Annotated in this window: 21 protein-coding genes and 3 pseudogenes; 19 read left to right on the forward strand and 5 right to left on the reverse strand. The window is 43.2% G+C overall.

Annotated elements, in window-relative coordinates; translation table 11 throughout:
* Window positions 1-2: 2 nt before the first annotated feature.
* The gene (locus AACL31_RS10460; RefSeq protein ID WP_339053076.1) at window positions 3-137 is read right to left on the reverse strand and encodes a hypothetical protein; all 135 of its coding nucleotides are present in this window, start codon (window positions 135-137) and stop codon (window positions 3-5) included.
* Between the two features lie 137 nt (window positions 138-274).
* Between AACL31_RS10460 and AACL31_RS10465 the strand changes: the two genes are divergently transcribed.
* Both AACL31_RS10465 and AACL31_RS10470 read left to right on the forward strand, forming a co-directional pair.
* Window positions 275-787, forward strand: coding sequence for a hypothetical protein (locus tag AACL31_RS10465; RefSeq protein ID WP_339053077.1), 513 nt, complete (start codon window positions 275-277; stop codon window positions 785-787).
* Between the two features lie 89 nt (window positions 788-876).
* Window positions 877-1,203, forward strand: a complete 327-nt coding sequence (locus AACL31_RS10470) for a hypothetical protein (RefSeq protein ID WP_339053078.1) — start codon at window positions 877-879, stop codon at window positions 1,201-1,203.
* On the opposite strand, the gene AACL31_RS10475 is transcribed toward AACL31_RS10470, so the two are convergent.
* The 4 genes from AACL31_RS10475 to AACL31_RS10490 all read right to left on the reverse strand — a co-directional run bounded on the left by AACL31_RS10475 (window position 1,198) and on the right by AACL31_RS10490 (window position 3,659).
* Entirely contained in the window at window positions 1,198-1,431 is a 234-nt protein-coding gene (locus AACL31_RS10475) for a hypothetical protein (protein WP_310513669.1), read from the reverse strand. The two genes, AACL31_RS10470 and AACL31_RS10475, sit on opposite strands and share 6 nt — an antisense overlap.
* 37 nt (window positions 1,432-1,468) lie before the next feature.
* Complete coding sequence (locus tag AACL31_RS10480; protein ID WP_339053079.1) at window positions 1,469-1,645, reverse strand: hypothetical protein; 177 nt, start codon at window positions 1,643-1,645, stop codon at window positions 1,469-1,471.
* Window positions 1,646-1,818: 173 nt separating this feature from the next.
* Window positions 1,819-1,959, reverse strand: coding sequence for a hypothetical protein (locus AACL31_RS10485; RefSeq protein WP_310513671.1), 141 nt, complete (start codon window positions 1,957-1,959; stop codon window positions 1,819-1,821).
* 1,001 nt (window positions 1,960-2,960) lie between these two features.
* A complete protein-coding gene (locus AACL31_RS10490; protein ID WP_310513185.1) occupies window positions 2,961-3,659 on the reverse strand; it encodes a helix-turn-helix transcriptional regulator in 699 nt (232 codons plus the stop codon).
* A gap of 113 nt (window positions 3,660-3,772) precedes the next feature.
* Between AACL31_RS10490 and AACL31_RS10495 the strand changes: the two genes are divergently transcribed.
* The 17 genes and pseudogenes from AACL31_RS10495 (at window position 3,773) to AACL31_RS10575 (ending at window position 16,655) form a co-directional block, all read left to right on the forward strand.
* A complete protein-coding gene (locus AACL31_RS10495; RefSeq protein WP_310513186.1) occupies window positions 3,773-3,949 on the forward strand; it encodes a Cro/CI family transcriptional regulator in 177 nt (58 codons plus the stop codon).
* A gap of 3 nt (window positions 3,950-3,952) precedes the next feature.
* The gene (locus tag AACL31_RS10500; protein WP_339053080.1) at window positions 3,953-6,211 is read left to right on the forward strand and encodes a VapE domain-containing protein; all 2,259 of its coding nucleotides are present in this window, start codon (window positions 3,953-3,955) and stop codon (window positions 6,209-6,211) included.
* A 58-nt stretch (window positions 6,212-6,269) separates the two neighbouring features.
* Entirely contained in the window at window positions 6,270-6,701 is a 432-nt protein-coding gene (locus AACL31_RS10505; protein ID WP_339053081.1) for an antiterminator Q family protein, read from the forward strand.
* A 115-nt stretch (window positions 6,702-6,816) separates the two neighbouring features.
* Window positions 6,817-7,386, forward strand: coding sequence for a hypothetical protein (locus tag AACL31_RS10510; protein ID WP_339053082.1), 570 nt, complete (start codon window positions 6,817-6,819; stop codon window positions 7,384-7,386).
* A 300-nt stretch (window positions 7,387-7,686) separates the two neighbouring features.
* A complete protein-coding gene (locus AACL31_RS10515; RefSeq protein WP_310513216.1) occupies window positions 7,687-7,908 on the forward strand; it encodes a phage holin family protein in 222 nt (73 codons plus the stop codon).
* A complete protein-coding gene (locus AACL31_RS10520) occupies window positions 7,868-8,350 on the forward strand; it encodes a lysozyme (RefSeq protein ID WP_339053083.1) in 483 nt (160 codons plus the stop codon). Before AACL31_RS10515 ends, AACL31_RS10520 begins: the two co-directional genes overlap by 41 nt.
* Complete coding sequence (locus AACL31_RS10525) at window positions 8,320-8,700, forward strand: hypothetical protein (RefSeq protein WP_339053084.1); 381 nt, start codon at window positions 8,320-8,322, stop codon at window positions 8,698-8,700. Before AACL31_RS10520 ends, AACL31_RS10525 begins: the two co-directional genes overlap by 31 nt.
* Window positions 8,615-8,926, forward strand: a complete 312-nt coding sequence (gene lysC / locus AACL31_RS21030) for an Rz1-like lysis system protein LysC (protein WP_422389246.1) — start codon at window positions 8,615-8,617, stop codon at window positions 8,924-8,926. The genes AACL31_RS10525 and lysC overlap by 86 nt, the downstream gene beginning before the upstream one ends.
* A gap of 220 nt (window positions 8,927-9,146) precedes the next feature.
* A complete protein-coding gene (locus tag AACL31_RS10535; RefSeq protein WP_310513620.1) occupies window positions 9,147-9,737 on the forward strand; it encodes a BRO-N domain-containing protein in 591 nt (196 codons plus the stop codon).
* Window positions 9,734-9,931 (forward strand): hypothetical protein, encoded by a 198-nt coding sequence (locus tag AACL31_RS10540; RefSeq protein WP_339053086.1) that lies wholly within the window; start codon window positions 9,734-9,736, stop codon window positions 9,929-9,931. The genes AACL31_RS10535 and AACL31_RS10540 overlap by 4 nt, the downstream gene beginning before the upstream one ends.
* 21 nt (window positions 9,932-9,952) lie before the next feature.
* Window positions 9,953-10,369 (forward strand): annotated as a pseudogene (locus AACL31_RS10545) (terminase small subunit); the annotation flags it as partial.
* Window positions 10,370-10,442: 73 nt separating this feature from the next.
* Window positions 10,443-11,903 (forward strand): annotated as a pseudogene (locus AACL31_RS10550) (TerL protein).
* A pseudogene (locus tag AACL31_RS10555) lies at window positions 11,900-13,299 on the forward strand (DUF1073 domain-containing protein). The pseudogenes AACL31_RS10550 and AACL31_RS10555 overlap by 4 nt, the downstream one beginning before the upstream one ends.
* Window positions 13,208-13,963: a phage minor head protein gene (locus tag AACL31_RS10560; protein ID WP_310513535.1), complete on the forward strand. Its 756-nt coding sequence runs from the start codon at window positions 13,208-13,210 to the stop codon at window positions 13,961-13,963. Before AACL31_RS10555 ends, AACL31_RS10560 begins: the two are co-directional and overlap by 92 nt.
* A 5-nt stretch (window positions 13,964-13,968) precedes the next feature.
* Window positions 13,969-15,186, forward strand: a complete 1,218-nt coding sequence (locus tag AACL31_RS10565; protein WP_339053087.1) for a DUF2213 domain-containing protein — start codon at window positions 13,969-13,971, stop codon at window positions 15,184-15,186.
* Window positions 15,186-15,704 carry a structural cement protein Gp24 gene (locus AACL31_RS10570; protein ID WP_422389284.1) on the forward strand — a complete coding sequence of 173 codons (519 nt, stop codon included), beginning with the start codon at window positions 15,186-15,188 and terminating at the stop codon, window positions 15,702-15,704. The genes AACL31_RS10565 and AACL31_RS10570 overlap by 1 nt, the downstream gene beginning before the upstream one ends.
* A gap of 9 nt (window positions 15,705-15,713) precedes the next feature.
* Entirely contained in the window at window positions 15,714-16,655 is a 942-nt protein-coding gene (locus AACL31_RS10575; RefSeq protein WP_339053088.1) for a DUF2184 domain-containing protein, read from the forward strand.
* Window positions 16,656-16,679 lie beyond the last annotated feature (24 nt).

The following is a 16,679-nucleotide window of genomic DNA, read 5'->3' on the forward strand; positions in this document are numbered from 1 at the left end:
CCTCAACGATATAAAGTGACCGGGAATTGGTGATTGGCATTCCGTTTTAGCACTTCAAGTTTTCTCAAATAGCGTAAACGCCGGACGTTGTTATTCATCGGAAATCGCTCCGATGACAGGATTTTTGCTTTTTGCATGGTGGTTTTTCCGATGGAATGGGTTAAATAGGGGATGCCTGATTATTTAGCCACTTCAGGCCGCAGTGGTTTCTCTTGTACCCCTACAGAGAGAAATTGGCTAAAATAATTTCACCCTTACAGAGTGAGAGAGTTTTATGTCAGAAGATAAAAACATTATTACTAAAATAACTGAGGTGTTAACAAATACGACTTCATCTGTTGGTCAGGCTTTTAGTGCTGGACGGGCTATTCTCAGTATGAAAATCGATTATGAAGTCAAATCAAAAACGATAGATTTATTAAATAAATTAGGTGCGGTATCCCAACAACAAATACTACTTCAAGAACTTTTGATGATGGCAAAGAATCGCATCATTGAGCTTGAAAAAGAGGTTAATAACAAAGAGCAATGGTTGATTGAAAAATCTAATTATGAACTTTATACCCCTAAACCGGGTACGGTAGTCTACCGTAGCAAAATACCTGAAAGTGCTGAGCAAAAACCTCACTATCTTTGTATTCATTGCTATGAGTCTGGCGTGAAATCGATACTTCAATATGCGGTCACTAAACCAGTTACTACGTCTTTGCATAGCGCGCTTTTCCATTGTCATAGATGCAATGCCTATTATGATTTCCCTTATGAGTATGTTAGGGATTACCCGTGATCAATAATTTTATTGAGTTGCCTGATATTTCTGGCGCGTCAGGCTCGCCCCCTTTGTGGTTTACGACAACACACAAATCAGGTTAATATGTGCCTACGACAACACATAAAAGAGAAACAATATTAACAATGGCTAAATATATGGTGCGAGTTGAACTGCATGATGCTGATTCAAAACAATATGAAATTCTTCATGAAAGGATGGAATCACTTGGATTTTATCGAACACTCATGAGCGATAATAACAGACTGCTCAAATTACCAGATGCCACATATCAAGGTGATACATCTATCACTGCAAAAGATATATGCAATCAAGTTAATCGTATTGCCCATCCTCTATCTTACGGTAGTCCATCTATAATAGTTTGTAGCATGGTTGACGATTGGGAAGCCTGGTTACCGTATACATCATGAATTGGCAAAACCAAAATTCATATTATTTTTGCCCCAATCTTTACCAGCATCTCTTTCTGATGCTTCTCTTTCCAGCGCAATAAAACCATCTCTGATAGCCGATGCAAGTGCTTTCGCCCTGACATTATCGATAGCGCGATTTGAATCCATTTCCGCCTGTAATGCATACAGTAACGCTTCGCTGGCTTTCTTTTGAGATTTTTCACTCAATTCTTCAAATTTCATCATTTCTCCTAAATTAGAATGTAATATGTCAGTGCGAAACTTATGTATTTTCTACAATTAACCTACCTCCGCATTCTGGGCAATAGTTCATGTCGTTTTCTTTCGGGCCACCATCCATGAATTGAAATGTAAATCCGCAAGATGCGTCCCAATAATAATCTGAATCAATCCAAGACCATTCACATTCTTTACGCTCTTTTCCGTCATTATCAAGCATTTGCACTAACTCCAAAATGTGACTTAGGTTTATTGTTAAACTCTTTAGCGCTGTACAAAGCTACTTTAGGCAAGCAGCAATTATCAAATGCGTCATAAACTTTAGTAGGACGAATTGATATAGCTTTTTCTACACGATTTATCACTTTTCTTTTCAGTGAAAGAATAGGGCGTTTAGTGTTTGGCGTTGTTTGGATTTAACGCTGCTTTTAATGCCATATTAAGCGCTTTGTTATAGTGATAGGCTGCTTGCTTGGCGCTTCTACGCTCATGTCGACGACGGCGAGCATTATCATAACCATGAAAGTTACACATATGACCTCCTGACAATGGGGTTTGGTGGTGTGTGATAAAGCTAACAAGTCAAATTTACAGCCATATTGGTAGTGCCCTGGTGTTGGTTTTTAACTTAATGGCTGTATTTTGGTTATTCACACACCCCAAAACCGACTGTTTGGCGCATCATCTTTCTTGCTCTGACGCTACAGGGAAATATTTATCCAAGAATGTTTGTAGTAAAGCGAGGAGTTTTTCAGCCTTGGCTTCCCATCTACCAATAAAAAAACTCAAATCAGTATTTTGAACTACACCAAGATAAAAAACGATTGGGAGAGCAAGAATTATAAATAAAAACCTAATCGAAATATTGATATATCTGAGCATTTTGTTCACCGTAAAAAGGGCTAAAGCGCGGTGCTTGTTAACGTAATTTATTCATTGCCTGCTTTTAACCACGTCAGGCGAGGTGGTATCCTTATGGTTCGATTAACTTATAAGGAAAAAGTAATGTCCAATAAAAATGAAAAATTTGTATGCTATAAATACGATGCTCGCGCTTTCCTTCCCGTCAATAATCACGGTTTTCCTACTTAACTGTTCGTTATCCATTTTTGACCTCTTGATATTGGTATCTGATGTGCAAATGTCGTCACTCACCATAGGCCACTTCGCAAAATGACCTATAATTAGTGTTTTTTGCGTTTGCATTTCTTTTTCTGTCAGTGTTGCCCTTTCACGACCATTTTTATCAAATGGGGCTAATCTTCTCGCCAACCGGATCGCGTTTGACGGTACATCGCATTTTATGCGTAGGGGTCTATACAGAAAAATCTGTGCGGTTCCGACTTTCTAAATTGTTAAAGAGCGTGAGTTTTATTCTTAATACACATCTGATAAGATTTCTTTCCTAATGTTAAGTTTGCTAAATGTTGCTGTCAAGGGTTAAGTTAAGATATGTGAATTTTTTTTTAAAAAGAAAACTAAAAACCTAAGTTGAATTTAGATTTTTAGCGAGAGAATTGAGTGGGGAAAATATTTTAAATGAGAACAGAATACCAAAAAACTTTGCCAATAATTTTTATATTAAATACTTCAGATCCTGTATAATCTTCATCAGCATATTCATCTCTATTGTAAGACCTTAGTCGTATACCTCCAGGTATACGGTATAAGATTTTGATGCGTAGCATTCCTTCCTGTTCTATAGCATACATTTGTCCATCTTTTATATCCTTATTTGATGAATCTATTCCTGCGACAGCACCGTCAGGAACAACAGGTTCCATGCTGTTACCTGTTATGGTTACACAACCAGCGGTTTGAGGATCAACGCCTGCTTTTTTTAAAGTTGAAAGCGCAAACCGTAATTTATATCCATTATGATCTAGCTCAACAAAAGAACCTTTACCCGCGGATAGCGATATTTCTTTAAAGAACGGGAGTTCAACTTCATCTTTACTAAGTGGTGTATTTGCATCCCACGGTGCAAAAGTACCAATAATTTTTGCGTTTGCCAGTGGAATGTTTGCCTCAGGATTTTTTTCACTCCCATTAAGCAGCCATTCGACAGTTACTCCAAGAGCTTTAGCCAAACTCACAAGATTTTTTCCGTTTGGCTCTGTAGTACCGGATTCCCATTGTGAAATAGTTGCTTTTGATACGCCAATTCGCTTCCCTAAAGATTCTTGAGTAATTTTGTTGTTATTGCGAGCTTGACGAATTCTTTCAGATTGCATGGTTTTATCTCCAAAATGAGTTTAGATAGCTTAACTCTTTTGATGTTATGTTATCTTAACTTATTTGTTTAGCTTTCTTAACATGATTGATATATCTTTCGGAGGTCATAATTATGAAGAAAAGTGAAGCGATTTATTTGGCAGGTAATATAACTAAGTTAGCGAATTTATTAAAAATCACAAAAAGCGCAGTATCACAATGGAGTGATGATATCCCAGAATTACGCGCATTACAGCTTGAAAAATTAGTTAATGACAAGAGTGAAAATTATAGCATAAAGGCCAAATAACCCATGCAAATCAATTATTCCGTCGGGCGTAGTGTGAGTGATCAGCGCCCGAGTCCTGCTGTTGCTGGCTCTTTTGCCGAGTATCAGCAGGCAATCAAAAAATTAACCAAGCATATTAATATTAGTCCCTCCGATCCAAAAGCCATTTTCGACAAAAAGAAAAAAGCCCTTAATTATATCTGGGGCGCGATGAAAAATGCCAAGAAAGGGCGTAACGCGCTTAATGCGGGTAGCCGCAGCGTGTTATGGCTTGACATGGATGGTTGTACCTTAGATGCGTGGGAAATGCTTACAGGCATTCTCAGTTTTTATCAATGTTTTGCCTATACCACTGCCAGTCATGAACATCCCGTTGTGCAGGGTGAGCAACGCTGGCGTATTGGTTTTTTGTTATCTCGTGAGGTGACTGCCTCCGAATATGCACAACTAGGACCACGGATTGAGCAGGAGTTGATGGATTGTTTCGAATTGCTCAGCGATTTGGCGATTAAGTGGGACCGTTCAGTCTATGAGCCTTCGCATATGGTTTTTGCACCACATGAAGGAGCTAAATACGAAAGTTTTGAAGGCACAGTGGTTGATGTTGCTACACTTTTAGCTTCCGATAATACGCCTGTTATTGAGCAGGTTGATCTCCCTAAGCCCGATAATGACGATCTAACCCGTCTAGTCGATTTGCAAAATATTAATGACCAGACGTTCGAAGATTTACGTTCTGCACTATGGTATCCGAAAATATTAAACCAGGCGGAGAACTACCCTTCATGGGTGGATATGGGCAATCGCCTCGCCTGGTTTAAAGACACACCCTTTGAGCAGGAAGCTAAAAAGATGTGGCTTGATTGGTCTTCTGCCGCCGATAAAGGAGACATATCCGCGGCAGAAGCCAAATGGCCTGAACTACGTGCCGAAAGAACAGGCTATCAAGCGATATTCAGTTTAGAGCAAAAAGAAGGATGGGTAAATCCCGGGGCAGCGCGATTGAAAACGGCGGTTGCTACAATTGATGAGTTCGAAGATCTAACAGACCCTACTGAAAATTCAAAATGGCCTACGTTTAAACGCAATAAAACGTCAGGCCAAATTGAAGCCACCATTGACAACGCGGCTAAAGCGGTTATGTGCCCTGATTTTGTCGGGGTAGAAATTCGGTTTGATACTTTCCGTGGTGAGATCATGTTTGCCCCTGTTGGCACTAAAGAGTGGCAAACCTTTACTGATGCCGATTATTCCCGATTGCGTATCACAATGGAAAAACGAGGGTTTAAAGCGGTTGGGCGAGAGTTAATTCGTGATGTGGTATTACTGGCCACGGATGAAAACCCCTTTGATTCAGCCATTGAATGGATAAAAAGCCTCGAATGGGACGGCATACCACGTATCGAAAAGTTTTATCATACCCATTTTGGTACTGAAGATAGTGCTTATACGCGAGCGGTATCGCGCTACATGTGGACAGCCCTTGCGGGACGTGTGTTAAAGCCAGGTATCAAAGCGGATATGGTGCCGATCTTGGTGGGTGCGCAAGGTTCGGGAAAATCTTCAGGTGTGGCTGCGTTATCCCCTGATCCGGCTTTTTTCACTGAAATTTCATTTGCTGAAAAAGATGATGATTTGGCGCGTAAGATGCGAGGCTGTCTGGTGGCAGAAATTAGCGAATTACGTGGACTTAATACTAAAGAACTGGAATCCATCAAAGCCTTTGTCACGCGGACACATGAAAAGTGGATCCCCAAGTTTAAAGAATTCGCCACCCAATTTCCCAGACGCTCATTGAGTATTGGTACCACGAATGAAGATGAATTTTTAGGTGATAAAACCGGTAATCGGCGTTGGCTGCCTGTTGAAGTTGGAAAAATGGATGTAGAAGGTGTCAGAAAGGATGTGATTCAGCTTTGGGCAGAAGCGCGAGAAGTTTTTAACAAAACGGGTATTCAATTTGAAGAAGCAGAGCAATTGGCTAATCAGGTACATGAAAAATATTTTATCAAAGATGCATGGCAGGAAATTATCGAACGTTGGTTAGATGAACCGGATTTAATGACCGGGCAAAAACCACGGGCACGGCAATTTTTACGGTCAGCGGATATTTTGCGTGAAGCTCTGAACCTTGAACCAAAAAATATATCGCGACGGGAACAAATGCGCATTGGCAATGTTTTGCAAAATTGTGGGTATAAATCTGACCGTTTATTTATCGAAGGAAAACAACAGCGCGTTTTTATCAAGGTACTAGACAACCTAAATACGGAGGTTGTCTAGGTTGTCTTGCGAGGGATAAAGTAAAAATATTGCCGTTCACAACAGGAGCCAAAAGATCATGAGCAGAGACATCGAGAAAATACTACTACACTGGGGCGGGTGGTGTGCGGGTAATCCGTATGCATCGGTGAGCTGGTTGTCAGTGGCAGCGGGCTTTAATCGCCTCATGCCGTTTACAGGCGCAAATCGTTTATCGTGCAGTGATGCAGATGGGCTGGTGATTGATGTGTGCGTCAGTCGTCTTAACACGGTGGGGATGGCGAGAGAGTTGAATTACATCGAGGATTATTACATCAGGGGGGTATCCAAGCGTGCCATTGCGCGAAAGTTTGCGGTACGCGAGGATGAGGTGCGAAAACGAATGCAAATAGCGGAAGGATTTGTTCTAGGATGCCTAGAAACCCTTGATATTCAATTAGATATCGATATATTGTACAAATATCATACAAACAGTTATCAAACACTAGTGCGACCGCAAAAGGTATGCTAAAGTGCCCATGATGAATTTTTGCGTCCAGCCGAAATGTACGCTGATAAATAAAACCTCGATTAAGTATTTTTTGCTCACCTCGCTTTTGCGAGGTTTTCTTTTTTGTGGGGTGGGGATGAACAAACTTCCAAGTGATTATTTCCTTGATGTGGATGATGACCTATTGGCATTTCTTGAAAAACAAGGTGAAGAGTGTACTAAAGAAATTTACAAGTCGAATACGGTTAATATTGAAAACGCGTATAAATTGCTAAACATTTTGATAGTAGGCATTGGCTCCGCTTTCATGCTCTTAACGCAAAAGCCAATTTTTGCGTATTTAACGATGGGTTTAGCTACCTTCCTGATGTGTTGGGTGCTCTGTGCAGGGTATCTGGTCTTGTTCTGCTTACGACCAAATATTAGAGGTGCTGTGTTTACTTCGCCAAACAGATTGTATACGCAACCTTACAAAGCCATTTGTGATTTAGATTATAAAAATTTAGAAATCAAAGGGTTCAAAGAACAAAGAAAACCATTAAATCTTATACGGCGCTACAGGCTAATTGATTTGTGCGAAACAACTGATGAATTGATTGGTGTTAATATCAAAATTAGAAAGCATTTAAATAGAGCGAGGACCACAACAATCTTCGCTCCAATATTATCAATGACAATATCTGCTATTACTTATTATTTTTTTTGACTCTTTCAGCAGAGTCGCCAAATTTGATGCGTTTAGTGGTAAAGTCTTTAACGTTTTGTTCTAACTCAAGTTTTTTATCATTAGAAGGTTGGGCGTTGTTCCCATTTGATGATTATTTTTGGTCTGACATGGTTTTCCTTACTTTAGTATTGTTTATTTGACGATTTAACAATATCAAATAAGGCTATAAGTCGCCATCATTTGTACCCCTGCAATACTCACAAAGCCAGCAACATAAACAAGTAAAGCGGCTGTCTCCCTTTTTAATTTAAAGCAATGGAACCCTCAACGGAAGGGTATATGCGTATGTTTGAAAAACACTCAACCCCAACAGCCTATCTGTGGGGCATAACGACAACCATTTTAGGTTTTTTTACCCTTGAGCAGTGGGTGGCTATTGTCGGTATTATCTGCACGATAGGGACATTTTCAATCAACGTGTACTACCGCAAAAAGGAGTACGAACTCAAAGAGCGTCAGTATGAAAATACCGAAAAAAATAGTGATGGCAACGGGCGGTAGTGCGTTGTTTTTAGCGTCAAGCATGATAACGCATTTCGAAGGGTTGAGACTTAAGCCCTATTTTGACGGTGGCGGTGTGCTTTCGGTTTGCTATGGACACACAGGCAACGATATTGAGCGTAACCGGACGTACACCAAAGCGGAATGTGATAACTGGCTTGATGACGATTTGAAAGTGGTTAAACGTTACGTTGATCCATTGATTAAGGTCAGTATCAATACGCTCACTCAGGCAGCCCTTTACTCATTTGCCTACAACGTGGGCGTAGGAAATTTCGCTAAATCGACGTTACTCAAAAAGCTCAACGCTGATGACCGAAAGGGAGCATGTGATGAGATGAAACGATGGGTTTATGTGAAAGGCGAAGTCTGGAAAGGACTAATGACCCGTCGAGAAATAGAGAGCGTAATATGTTATGGCGACCTTACGCATTTGTCGTAGTGATTATTGCAGGATTAATCTTATGGGCATCTTGGTTGTTGACATCCTTAAACGAAGTCAGGGCATTGAATAAAAAACTCACCGTTGACCTCAATAAACAGATAGCCATCACGACTAATGCTTTTCAGTCAATAAGGGCAATCAATGATATTGCACGAATTAATAGTGAAACCCGTCAGCGTAAAGCGGTTGACTCTGAAGCAACACAAGCAGCAATTAAAACGCATGTCGCCAATCGGGATTGCGCCAATCGCATTATCCCTAATGGTGCTGTTGTCGAGTTGCAGCAGCACACAAATCGAATACGTTCAGACTCCTCACATTCCGATACCATCTCACCTACTCGCTGATTGCTTACCGCCAGCAATCACGGGTATGATGACATGGCGTGATAGCCTGATACTCAATGAGCAGTTACTGACAGTGATTGAGCAGTGTAATCTTGACAAACAGGCGATAAGGCGAATTGAAGAGCAGAGAAATGATAGTGGAGAACGAAAAGCAGACGGAGTATTTACAGCAGTACATCAAATCACAGTGTCAATTTCATTAAAAAGAAAATCAATAATATCCTAGGGGTCAATTTGACCTCTTGTAATAAAAACAATGAGATATGTGTCAATGAATCGTTAATTGGCGCATTTAAATCTTAACACTCACTGCACCCTCACCGCGCATTAATCAAACACAGAACCTTACAGAAAGTCGAGCCTGAGAATCGCCGTTTAAAATGGTACTTTTTCTGTGGGCGGCTTTTCTGTGTGAGCAGGTTCGATTTTCTATAAGGAAAAGCACGATGAATAGCGTTTTAACTTTTAAAGAGAAAAGTATTACTCCCTTTGACAAGGGAGATAACAAAATTTGGTTTACAAGTAAACAAGTAGCTGAATTGCTGGCTTATTCGAAGACTAAATCGGTAACGAATTTATACAATGCTAATGCTGATGAATTTACTTCTGCGATGACCGAGGTCATCACAACAGTGACCTCGAATAAATCAAAGCGAGGAGCCAATCTTCAAACTAAAGTACGTTTATTTTCTCTGCGCGGTCTTCACTTGTTAGGCATGCTTGCTGATACGCCAGTTGCTAAAGAGATACGTAAATGGGTACTTAATTTGATAGAAAAAGAAGAGATTGATAAAACAACTTTAGCCTCTCTCGATATTAATGAATTGAAGGATTTAACCATTGGCGAAATGCAAAACAGGTTGGTTGCTGCGAATAAATGGTCTTTTGACAATTTTGGTAGAAAAGGAAGCGACTTAATGAACTTACGTAAGCGTCATCTGAATAAGATACGTAAAGCAGAAAAAACCATTATGGCACTTTCTCAATTAAGACTACCAGGATTTGATGATACGCCAAATGGAGATAATTCAGTATGACCCCAGAACAATTCATCGAAGCGAATGTCAAGGCCGAGTTATTAAAGCTCGGCTTTTCTCTATCTGTAGCAAGTTTAGCCACAAGTGAAGCGATTCGCTATTACCGCAAACAGCCAGCTAGCAGACGAGGAAAGATGATAGCGGATTGTCTCAATCAGGCTAAACGATGGGCGAAATTAACAAAAAAACGATAATTATTAATTGAGGTAGATGTTATGACTTTCACAAACAAGCAGGAAGCATTTTGTCGAGAGTATCTAATTGATTTAAATGCGACGCAGGCGGCAATAAGAGCAGGGTACAGTGAAAAAACCGCAAAAGATATCGCATGTCAAAACTTAGCAAAACTCAACATCCAAAAACGCATACAAGCCCTCATGGAGGAGCGCAAAAATCGCATTGAGGTTAATGCTGACTACGTTCTCAAACGACTGGTTGATATCGACCAGATGGATGTATTAGATATTTTGGATGAGTCAGGTGATTTAAGACCGATTAAAGCGTGGCCTAAAGTGTGGCGAACAACATTAAGCGGTTTGAACATTGCAGCCATACGCCTTGAGGGCGCAGAAGCGTTGCTTAAAAAAATCAAGTGGCCGGACAAAATCAAAAACCTTGAGCTATTAGGTAAAGCAGCCGGAAAGTTTTAAACCATTAACCCGATTTTACAAGGATAATCCCGCTCAGTTTATTATCGACTGGGGCATGACCACAGACCCACGTAACATTGATTATGGACTACCGGTCACGATCCCGTTTTTGCTGTTCCCGAAACAGGAAGCCTGGATTGACTGGATAGTGACCCGCTGGCGTGGGCGTGAAAATGGCATTACCGAAAAAAGCCGCGAGATGGGCCTAAGCTGGACGTCGATTGCGTTAGCCTGTGCGATGTGCCTCTTCAACAATGAAATGGTGATTGGCTTTGGATCACGCAAAGAAGAGTACGTTGACAGCACCGGTGATCCGAAAGCGCTATTTTGGAAAGCGCGCAAGTTTGTGGAATCGTTACCTCAAGAGTTTAGGGGCGGTTGGGAAGCGAAAAAACACGCCCCCTACATGCGGGTCAATTTCCCAAACACAGGCGCCATTATCAAGGGTGAAGCAGGGGACAATATCGGACGGGGTGACCGCACGACACTCTATTTCGTCGATGAAGCCGCCTTTTTGCCCAGACCGTTACTGATTGATGCTGCCTTATCTCAAACCACCCGTTGCCGCATTGATTTGAGCTCGGTTAACGGCATGGCTAATCCGTTTGCCCAAAAACGTCATAGTGGCCGTATTCCGGTGTTTACCTTTCACTGGCGAAGTGACCCGCGCAAGGATGATGGATGGTACGAGAAAGAATGCCAGAAAATTGATAATCCGGTCATTGTGGCGCAAGAGTTGGATTTGAACTATCAGGCGTCGGTTGAAGGGGTGCTGATTCCGGCAGAGTGGGTACAAGCAGCAATTGATGCCCATACGAAACTTGGCATTAACCCAACAGGAATACGTCTAGGGGCCTTTGATGTGGCGGATGAGGGCAGAGACAAGAACGCCTTTTCTTGGCGGCATGGTTTTTTGCTTGAGGGTATCGAAGAGTGGTCAGGAAAAGGCAGCGATATTTTCGGCAGCGTTGAAACCGTTTTTCAGTTAGCGGATAAGTATCAGCTTGAGAGTTTTCGCTTTGATGAGGATGGGTTAGGTGCGGGCGTAAGAGGGTATGCGCGAATTATCAATGACCAGCGCAGACAAAGAAGAGCCGTACGTATTGACGCCGTGCCGTTTCGCGGCAGTGGCGGGGTGTTTGACCCAGACAAAGAAGCGATCGCCGGATTTGACGGCCAGAATGCGCGATTAAACAAGGATTTTTTTGCCAATGCCAAAGCGTAAAGTTGGTGGCATTTACGCAAACGCTTTCAAAATGTGTATCGTGCGGTGGTGGAAAAACAGCCATTCAAACCGGATGAACTCATTGCAATTAATGGTGCAATGCGACTCAAAGACAAACTCATCGTTGAATTATCGCAGCCAACCTATTCCATCAATGCCGTGGGGAAAATCGTAATAGATAAACAACCCGATGGGACAAAGTCACCCAATCTAGCCGATTCAGTGATGATCAACTTTGCCCCAATGAACACGGCACTTGAAATCTGGACACTACTGGGTAGAAGCGCATGACAAAAAAGAAAAAATCATTCTCTCAAAAAACGGCTGACGGGTATGAGAATTTTACCGCCCGTGTCGGATGCAAACCCCCAATCAACATGCGGATTCAACTTATCGCCCTGACTGGACAAGTCGAAACCGGTTATTACTCGAATATGTTTATCGCTCATCGTGGATCATTGGTGCGGCGGTCGATACCGTCGCCGATGATATGACCCGAAAAGGTGTTCGCATTACTTCACAAATGGAGTCGAGCGACAAAGGGGAAATCGAATCTTTATTTGATGAACTGGAAATCTGGGAGAGTCTCAATAACGCGATCAAGTGGTCACGGCTTTACGGCGGCGCATTAGGGCTTATTATGATAGAAGGGCAAGCGCCTTTTACACCATTACGTATCGAGACGATAGGACAAGGTAAATTCAAAGGTATTTTACCGCTTGACCGTTGGCAGGTTAACCCGGATTTGAATCGTCGTATCAAAACGTTAAGCAAGGACCTAGGTAGACCAGAATTCTACGACATTGTGACCGTTGAGAACGGCATTCCCGCCTGGAAAGTGCATCATAGTCGATTAATCCGTTTTGATGGGGTGACACTCCCTTACCAGCAAGCCAAAACCGAGAATGAGTGGGGCATGTCGGTCATTGAACGTATTTTTGACCGGTTAACCGCCTTTGATAGCACCACAACCGGTATTGCGCAATTAGTGTATAAAGCGCATTTACGAACATTCAAAGTGAATAAGCTCCGTGAAATCATCGGTTTTGGCGGCAAGCCATACGAATCGCTGATGAAGCACATGGACATGATACGTCAGTACCAGAGCAACGAAGGGATGACGCTCATGGATACGGACGATGACTTTGAAACGCATAGCTATTCGTTTTCAGGATTAGATAACGTGCTGGCGCGGTTTGCTGAACAGATTAGCGGAGCGACAGGTATTCCCTTAGTCCGGCTGTTTGGTCAATCCCCGTCAGGGTTCAATACTGGCGATGCCGATTTAGCCAATTACTACGACAATATCGCCACGCAACAATCAAGGCGATTAAAGCAACCGTTAAGGAAGCTATTTGAGATAGCGCATCAATCGGCATTAGGTAAACCCTTACCCGATGATTTTAGTTTTGCGTTTAATCCCCTTTGGCAAATGTCAGACATGGATAAGTCTACCGTCGCGGTTAACATGATTAATGCGCTCAATGCCGCGCAGGATGGCGGCATGCTGTCAATGAAAGCGGCCATGTCCTCGCTACGGGATTTGTCCGATGTTATCAGTATTGGCAGTACCATCACCGATGAGGACATCAATCATGCGGAAGACGAACCGCCGCCAAGGCTCAGTGCTGTCCACGCAGCGACGGTCAAAACGGGCGGAAACCCAATATCGAACGAGCCTGAGTAAGGTTGCCCGCGAAATTGGCGCTATTATCAACCAACGCTACGACGGTTCGAATGATTCAGTGCTGGACATTCAGCAAGCATTAGAGGATTACAGCGAACTTATCGAGAGTTGGGCAAGGCGGGTAGCGACAAAATTTGTCGACACGGTATCACAAGATAACGCGAAATTGTGGCAACAAAATAGCCATGAAATGAGCGGGGAACTCAAACAGTTAATTGCTCAAGCACCCGTGGGGCATGTCATGCAGTCTATTGTCCATGAGCAAATCAAGTACATTAAATCGCTGCCAATGGATGCCGCTGATAGAGTCTACGATATCCAAAACAGAGCGATTGAAGCGGTAGTGAACGGCGAAAGACCTGAACATTTTACCACAATGATAGCGCAATCCGGTCAGGTGGCGGCATCGCGGGCAAAGATGCTAGCCCGTACCGAACTAGGCCGAGCAACGCAAGCCTTAACTCAAGCGAGAGCATTGGCAATTGGCTCAACCGGCTATATTTGGCGTACCGCCCATGATGGTGATGTAAGGCCATCACACAAAAAACTGGAAGGTCAATTTATCGATTGGCACAACCCACCTACCCTGGATGGTATGACAGGGCACGCGGGCGCATTACCCAATTGCCGTTGCTACTGTGAAGTCTCTTTTTCTGACAGATAAAACCCATGAAATATTATTTTGAAACCCGTCTTGGTAACACCCGTTACCAGATGGCGGACGGCTCGCTATTGTGTAAAAACGTACCGATTGCCCGAACGGGCACGCAGGTTTATTCCGCCTTGGATTTGCCGAAGGTCAAACCGGATAGCCGCGGACAAATCCTGGTAGAAAGAGAGGAAAGTGACGTCTTTCGTCCCGAAACGCTGGCCTCGTTTGAAGGGATGAGTGTCACACTACTGCATCCCGAAGATGAAGAAGGCAATGTCATTTTTGTTGATACCGACAATTGGCGCGATTTGGCGCAGGGGCATGTACAAAATGTGAGGCGCGGAGAAGGTGAACAGGCGGATTTGATAATCGCGGATTTAATTATCAAAGATGCGCTCGCAATCGAGGAAATTAACAACGGCAACGACGAAGTCTCGTGTGGCTATGATGCGCAATACGAACAGATTGCGCCTGGCATCGCACGTCAGTATGAAATCGTTGGCAATCATGTCGCTCTGGTACCTAAAGGCAGAGCGGGAATACGATGTGCAATTGGAGACAGTATGTCAAACAAAACACAAACCTGGTTCAAACGGCTGCTAAGTGCCCATCGCACGAAAGACGCCGTGGCAATGGAATCAGTCCTAAATAATCCGCCTGAATCCCTCACCGGTGATGAAGGCACCGGCGAGTTACCGAAGGCGATTAATATTACTATCAGCCCTCAAAACCCGATGCCAGCCGAAAAACCCGAAGTCGTGACCAGTGATGAGGGGGTACCGGATTACATTCAAGCCATTTTGACAAGGTTAGATGCCCTTGAGGGTAAAACCGCTGATAGTGGCGATAAACCGGATGATAAAACAGACGGTACTGTTGATGACGAGGAAAAAAACGAAAAGGCAGAAACCATTACCGGCGATGCGGCATATAAAGCAGAGTTGATTATGCCAGGGGTAGCCCTTTCAACACCGGTAAAACCCACGGCCTTTAAACGTCAGGTGTTAGCCAATGCAGACCAAACTATTGTGCGCTCTATTGTCGGCGATGCGGAAATTAACCGATTACCCAAACGCACTGTGGATATGGCGTTTAATGCGGTCGCAGAACTTTCGAAAAACCGCAATACCGCCAATACCCCCACTATCGATTCAATCCGAAAATCCGGCAATGCGATTGCGGATTTAAACAAGTCAAATGCCGAATTTTGGGCGACACGAGGTAAAAATCTATGATGATGAAACCTTATTTATACCGGATGCCAGTTGGTATCGCCGGTGCAATCTCCCGTTACCGTGATTTAACCACCGAACCGGTGTTACTAAAATCTAAAGACGGTTTTCCGGATTATGGACTAGCAGGTAAATATGACGGCGATTATTTTGTGCCGCTTGCTGAAAATGACACGGCAGACGTCATCAAAGGCATTTATATTCGCCCTTATCCAACGACGCAGGCGCAGGATTTTATCCGGCAGGTTGGCACCGAGAAGAACTTTACTGGTGATGCGCTAAAGCGAGGCTATGTCTTGGTGAATGTTGGCGTGGATAGTCAACAGGTTAAAAAAGGCGCCAAGGTCTATGTGCGAGTGGCAGGGGCAACGGATAAGAGCCCACTGGGTGCTATTTTGATTGCCGAAGAAAAAACAGGGTCAGGGGCATCAGAAAAAACCAATACCGTGATATTGAATAATGCTGAGTTTACCGGCCACGGTGATGCTGACGGCAACGTTGAAATCTCGTACAAAATTTAAGGAATGACTATGTTAACTTTTGACCAACGCACGATTGATTCAACGGGTGCGTTTTTAATCGGTGAGCTTGAGCGTTTAGACCCTACAATTAATATGCCTTTGGTGCAATACACCAACAGTCGGGATGTGCAGCGCAGGGAAGATGTCTCGATTGCGGATGAAATTTCGAGCTTTACCCGTACCGGATTTGCAGCAGCAGGCAGTGGCGCTAATCCTAACGGTAAAAACTGGATTAGCATGGATTCCACCGCATTAGCGGGCATCAATATCGATATTCAAAAAAAGGGTTTCCCTCTGCCACTGTGGGGAATGGAGTTGGGCTGGACGGTTGTCGAATTACAATCCGCCAGACAAGCAGGTCGCCCCGTGGATGCACAGAAACATGAAGGGATGCGTCTGAAGTGGAATATGGATATGGACGAACAAGTCTATATTGGTGATACCGGATTGGGCATTAAAGGCTTGCTGAATCTTGACAATATCAAGACTAATAATGCCTCCAAAACCTGGAGCCAGTCCACCGCTGATGAAATCCGTGACAGTATTAATAAAATACTCAGTGATGCGTGGGCAGCATCGGCCTACTCGATGGTTCCCACCGACTTACTTATTCCGCCTGAACAGTTTGCTCACATATCCAGTATTATCGTTTCGAGCGCAGGTAATCAGTCACTGTTAACGTATCTGAAGACCAATACCATTGCCTATCACCAAAACGGGGTGCCACTCAATATTTACGCGGTGAAATGGTTAAAAGGGCGAGGTGTCAGCAACAAAGATCGCATGATCGCTTATACCAATGATAAACAGTATGTTCGCTTCCCGATGGTGCCGTTACAGAGTATCCCTATCCAATACCGCGGATTGTATCAATTGGTGACTTATTATGGTCGTCTGGGTGCGGTTGAAGCGGTTTATCCGGAAACACTTGCTTACTGCGATGGTATCTAAGCCCCTTATTGGGGCTTCATTTTT

This window comes from Arsenophonus endosymbiont of Crataerina pallida, assembly GCF_964020125.1.
GTDB lineage: Bacteria > Pseudomonadota > Gammaproteobacteria > Enterobacterales > Enterobacteriaceae > Arsenophonus > Arsenophonus nilaparvatae.

What these genes read in the sequence shown, in the direction of transcription:
- AACL31_RS10460 (WP_339053076.1), bottom strand. Translation starts at nt 137, where the DNA reads ATGCAAAAAGCAAAAATCCTGTCATCGGAGCGATTTCCGATGAATAAC.
- AACL31_RS10465 (WP_339053077.1), top strand. Translation starts at nt 275, where the DNA reads ATGTCAGAAGATAAAAACATTATTACTAAAATAACTGAGGTGTTAACA.
- AACL31_RS10475 (WP_310513669.1), bottom strand. Translation starts at nt 1,431, where the DNA reads ATGATGAAATTTGAAGAATTGAGTGAAAAATCTCAAAAGAAAGCCAGC.
- AACL31_RS10480 (WP_339053079.1), bottom strand. Translation starts at nt 1,645, where the DNA reads ATGCTTGATAATGACGGAAAAGAGCGTAAAGAATGTGAATGGTCTTGG.
- AACL31_RS10485 (WP_310513671.1), bottom strand. Translation starts at nt 1,959, where the DNA reads ATGTGTAACTTTCATGGTTATGATAATGCTCGCCGTCGTCGACATGAG.
- AACL31_RS10490 (WP_310513185.1), bottom strand. Translation starts at nt 3,659, where the DNA reads ATGCAATCTGAAAGAATTCGTCAAGCTCGCAATAACAACAAAATTACT.
- AACL31_RS10495 (WP_310513186.1), top strand. Translation starts at nt 3,773, where the DNA reads ATGAAGAAAAGTGAAGCGATTTATTTGGCAGGTAATATAACTAAGTTA.
- AACL31_RS10500 (WP_339053080.1), top strand. Translation starts at nt 3,953, where the DNA reads ATGCAAATCAATTATTCCGTCGGGCGTAGTGTGAGTGATCAGCGCCCG.
- AACL31_RS10505 (WP_339053081.1), top strand. Translation starts at nt 6,270, where the DNA reads ATGAGCAGAGACATCGAGAAAATACTACTACACTGGGGCGGGTGGTGT.
- AACL31_RS10510 (WP_339053082.1), top strand. Translation starts at nt 6,817, where the DNA reads ATGAACAAACTTCCAAGTGATTATTTCCTTGATGTGGATGATGACCTA.
- AACL31_RS10515 (WP_310513216.1), top strand. Translation starts at nt 7,687, where the DNA reads ATGCGTATGTTTGAAAAACACTCAACCCCAACAGCCTATCTGTGGGGC.
- AACL31_RS10520 (WP_339053083.1), top strand. Translation starts at nt 7,868, where the DNA reads ATGAAAATACCGAAAAAAATAGTGATGGCAACGGGCGGTAGTGCGTTG.
- AACL31_RS10525 (WP_339053084.1), top strand. Translation starts at nt 8,320, where the DNA reads ATGTTATGGCGACCTTACGCATTTGTCGTAGTGATTATTGCAGGATTA.
- lysC (WP_422389246.1), top strand. Translation starts at nt 8,615, where the DNA reads ATGGTGCTGTTGTCGAGTTGCAGCAGCACACAAATCGAATACGTTCAG.
- AACL31_RS10535 (WP_310513620.1), top strand. Translation starts at nt 9,147, where the DNA reads ATGAATAGCGTTTTAACTTTTAAAGAGAAAAGTATTACTCCCTTTGAC.
- AACL31_RS10540 (WP_339053086.1), top strand. Translation starts at nt 9,734, where the DNA reads ATGACCCCAGAACAATTCATCGAAGCGAATGTCAAGGCCGAGTTATTA.
- AACL31_RS10560 (WP_310513535.1), top strand. Translation starts at nt 13,208, where the DNA reads ATGCGGAAGACGAACCGCCGCCAAGGCTCAGTGCTGTCCACGCAGCGA.
- AACL31_RS10565 (WP_339053087.1), top strand. Translation starts at nt 13,969, where the DNA reads ATGAAATATTATTTTGAAACCCGTCTTGGTAACACCCGTTACCAGATG.
- AACL31_RS10570 (WP_422389284.1), top strand. Translation starts at nt 15,186, where the DNA reads ATGATGAAACCTTATTTATACCGGATGCCAGTTGGTATCGCCGGTGCA.
- AACL31_RS10575 (WP_339053088.1), top strand. Translation starts at nt 15,714, where the DNA reads ATGTTAACTTTTGACCAACGCACGATTGATTCAACGGGTGCGTTTTTA.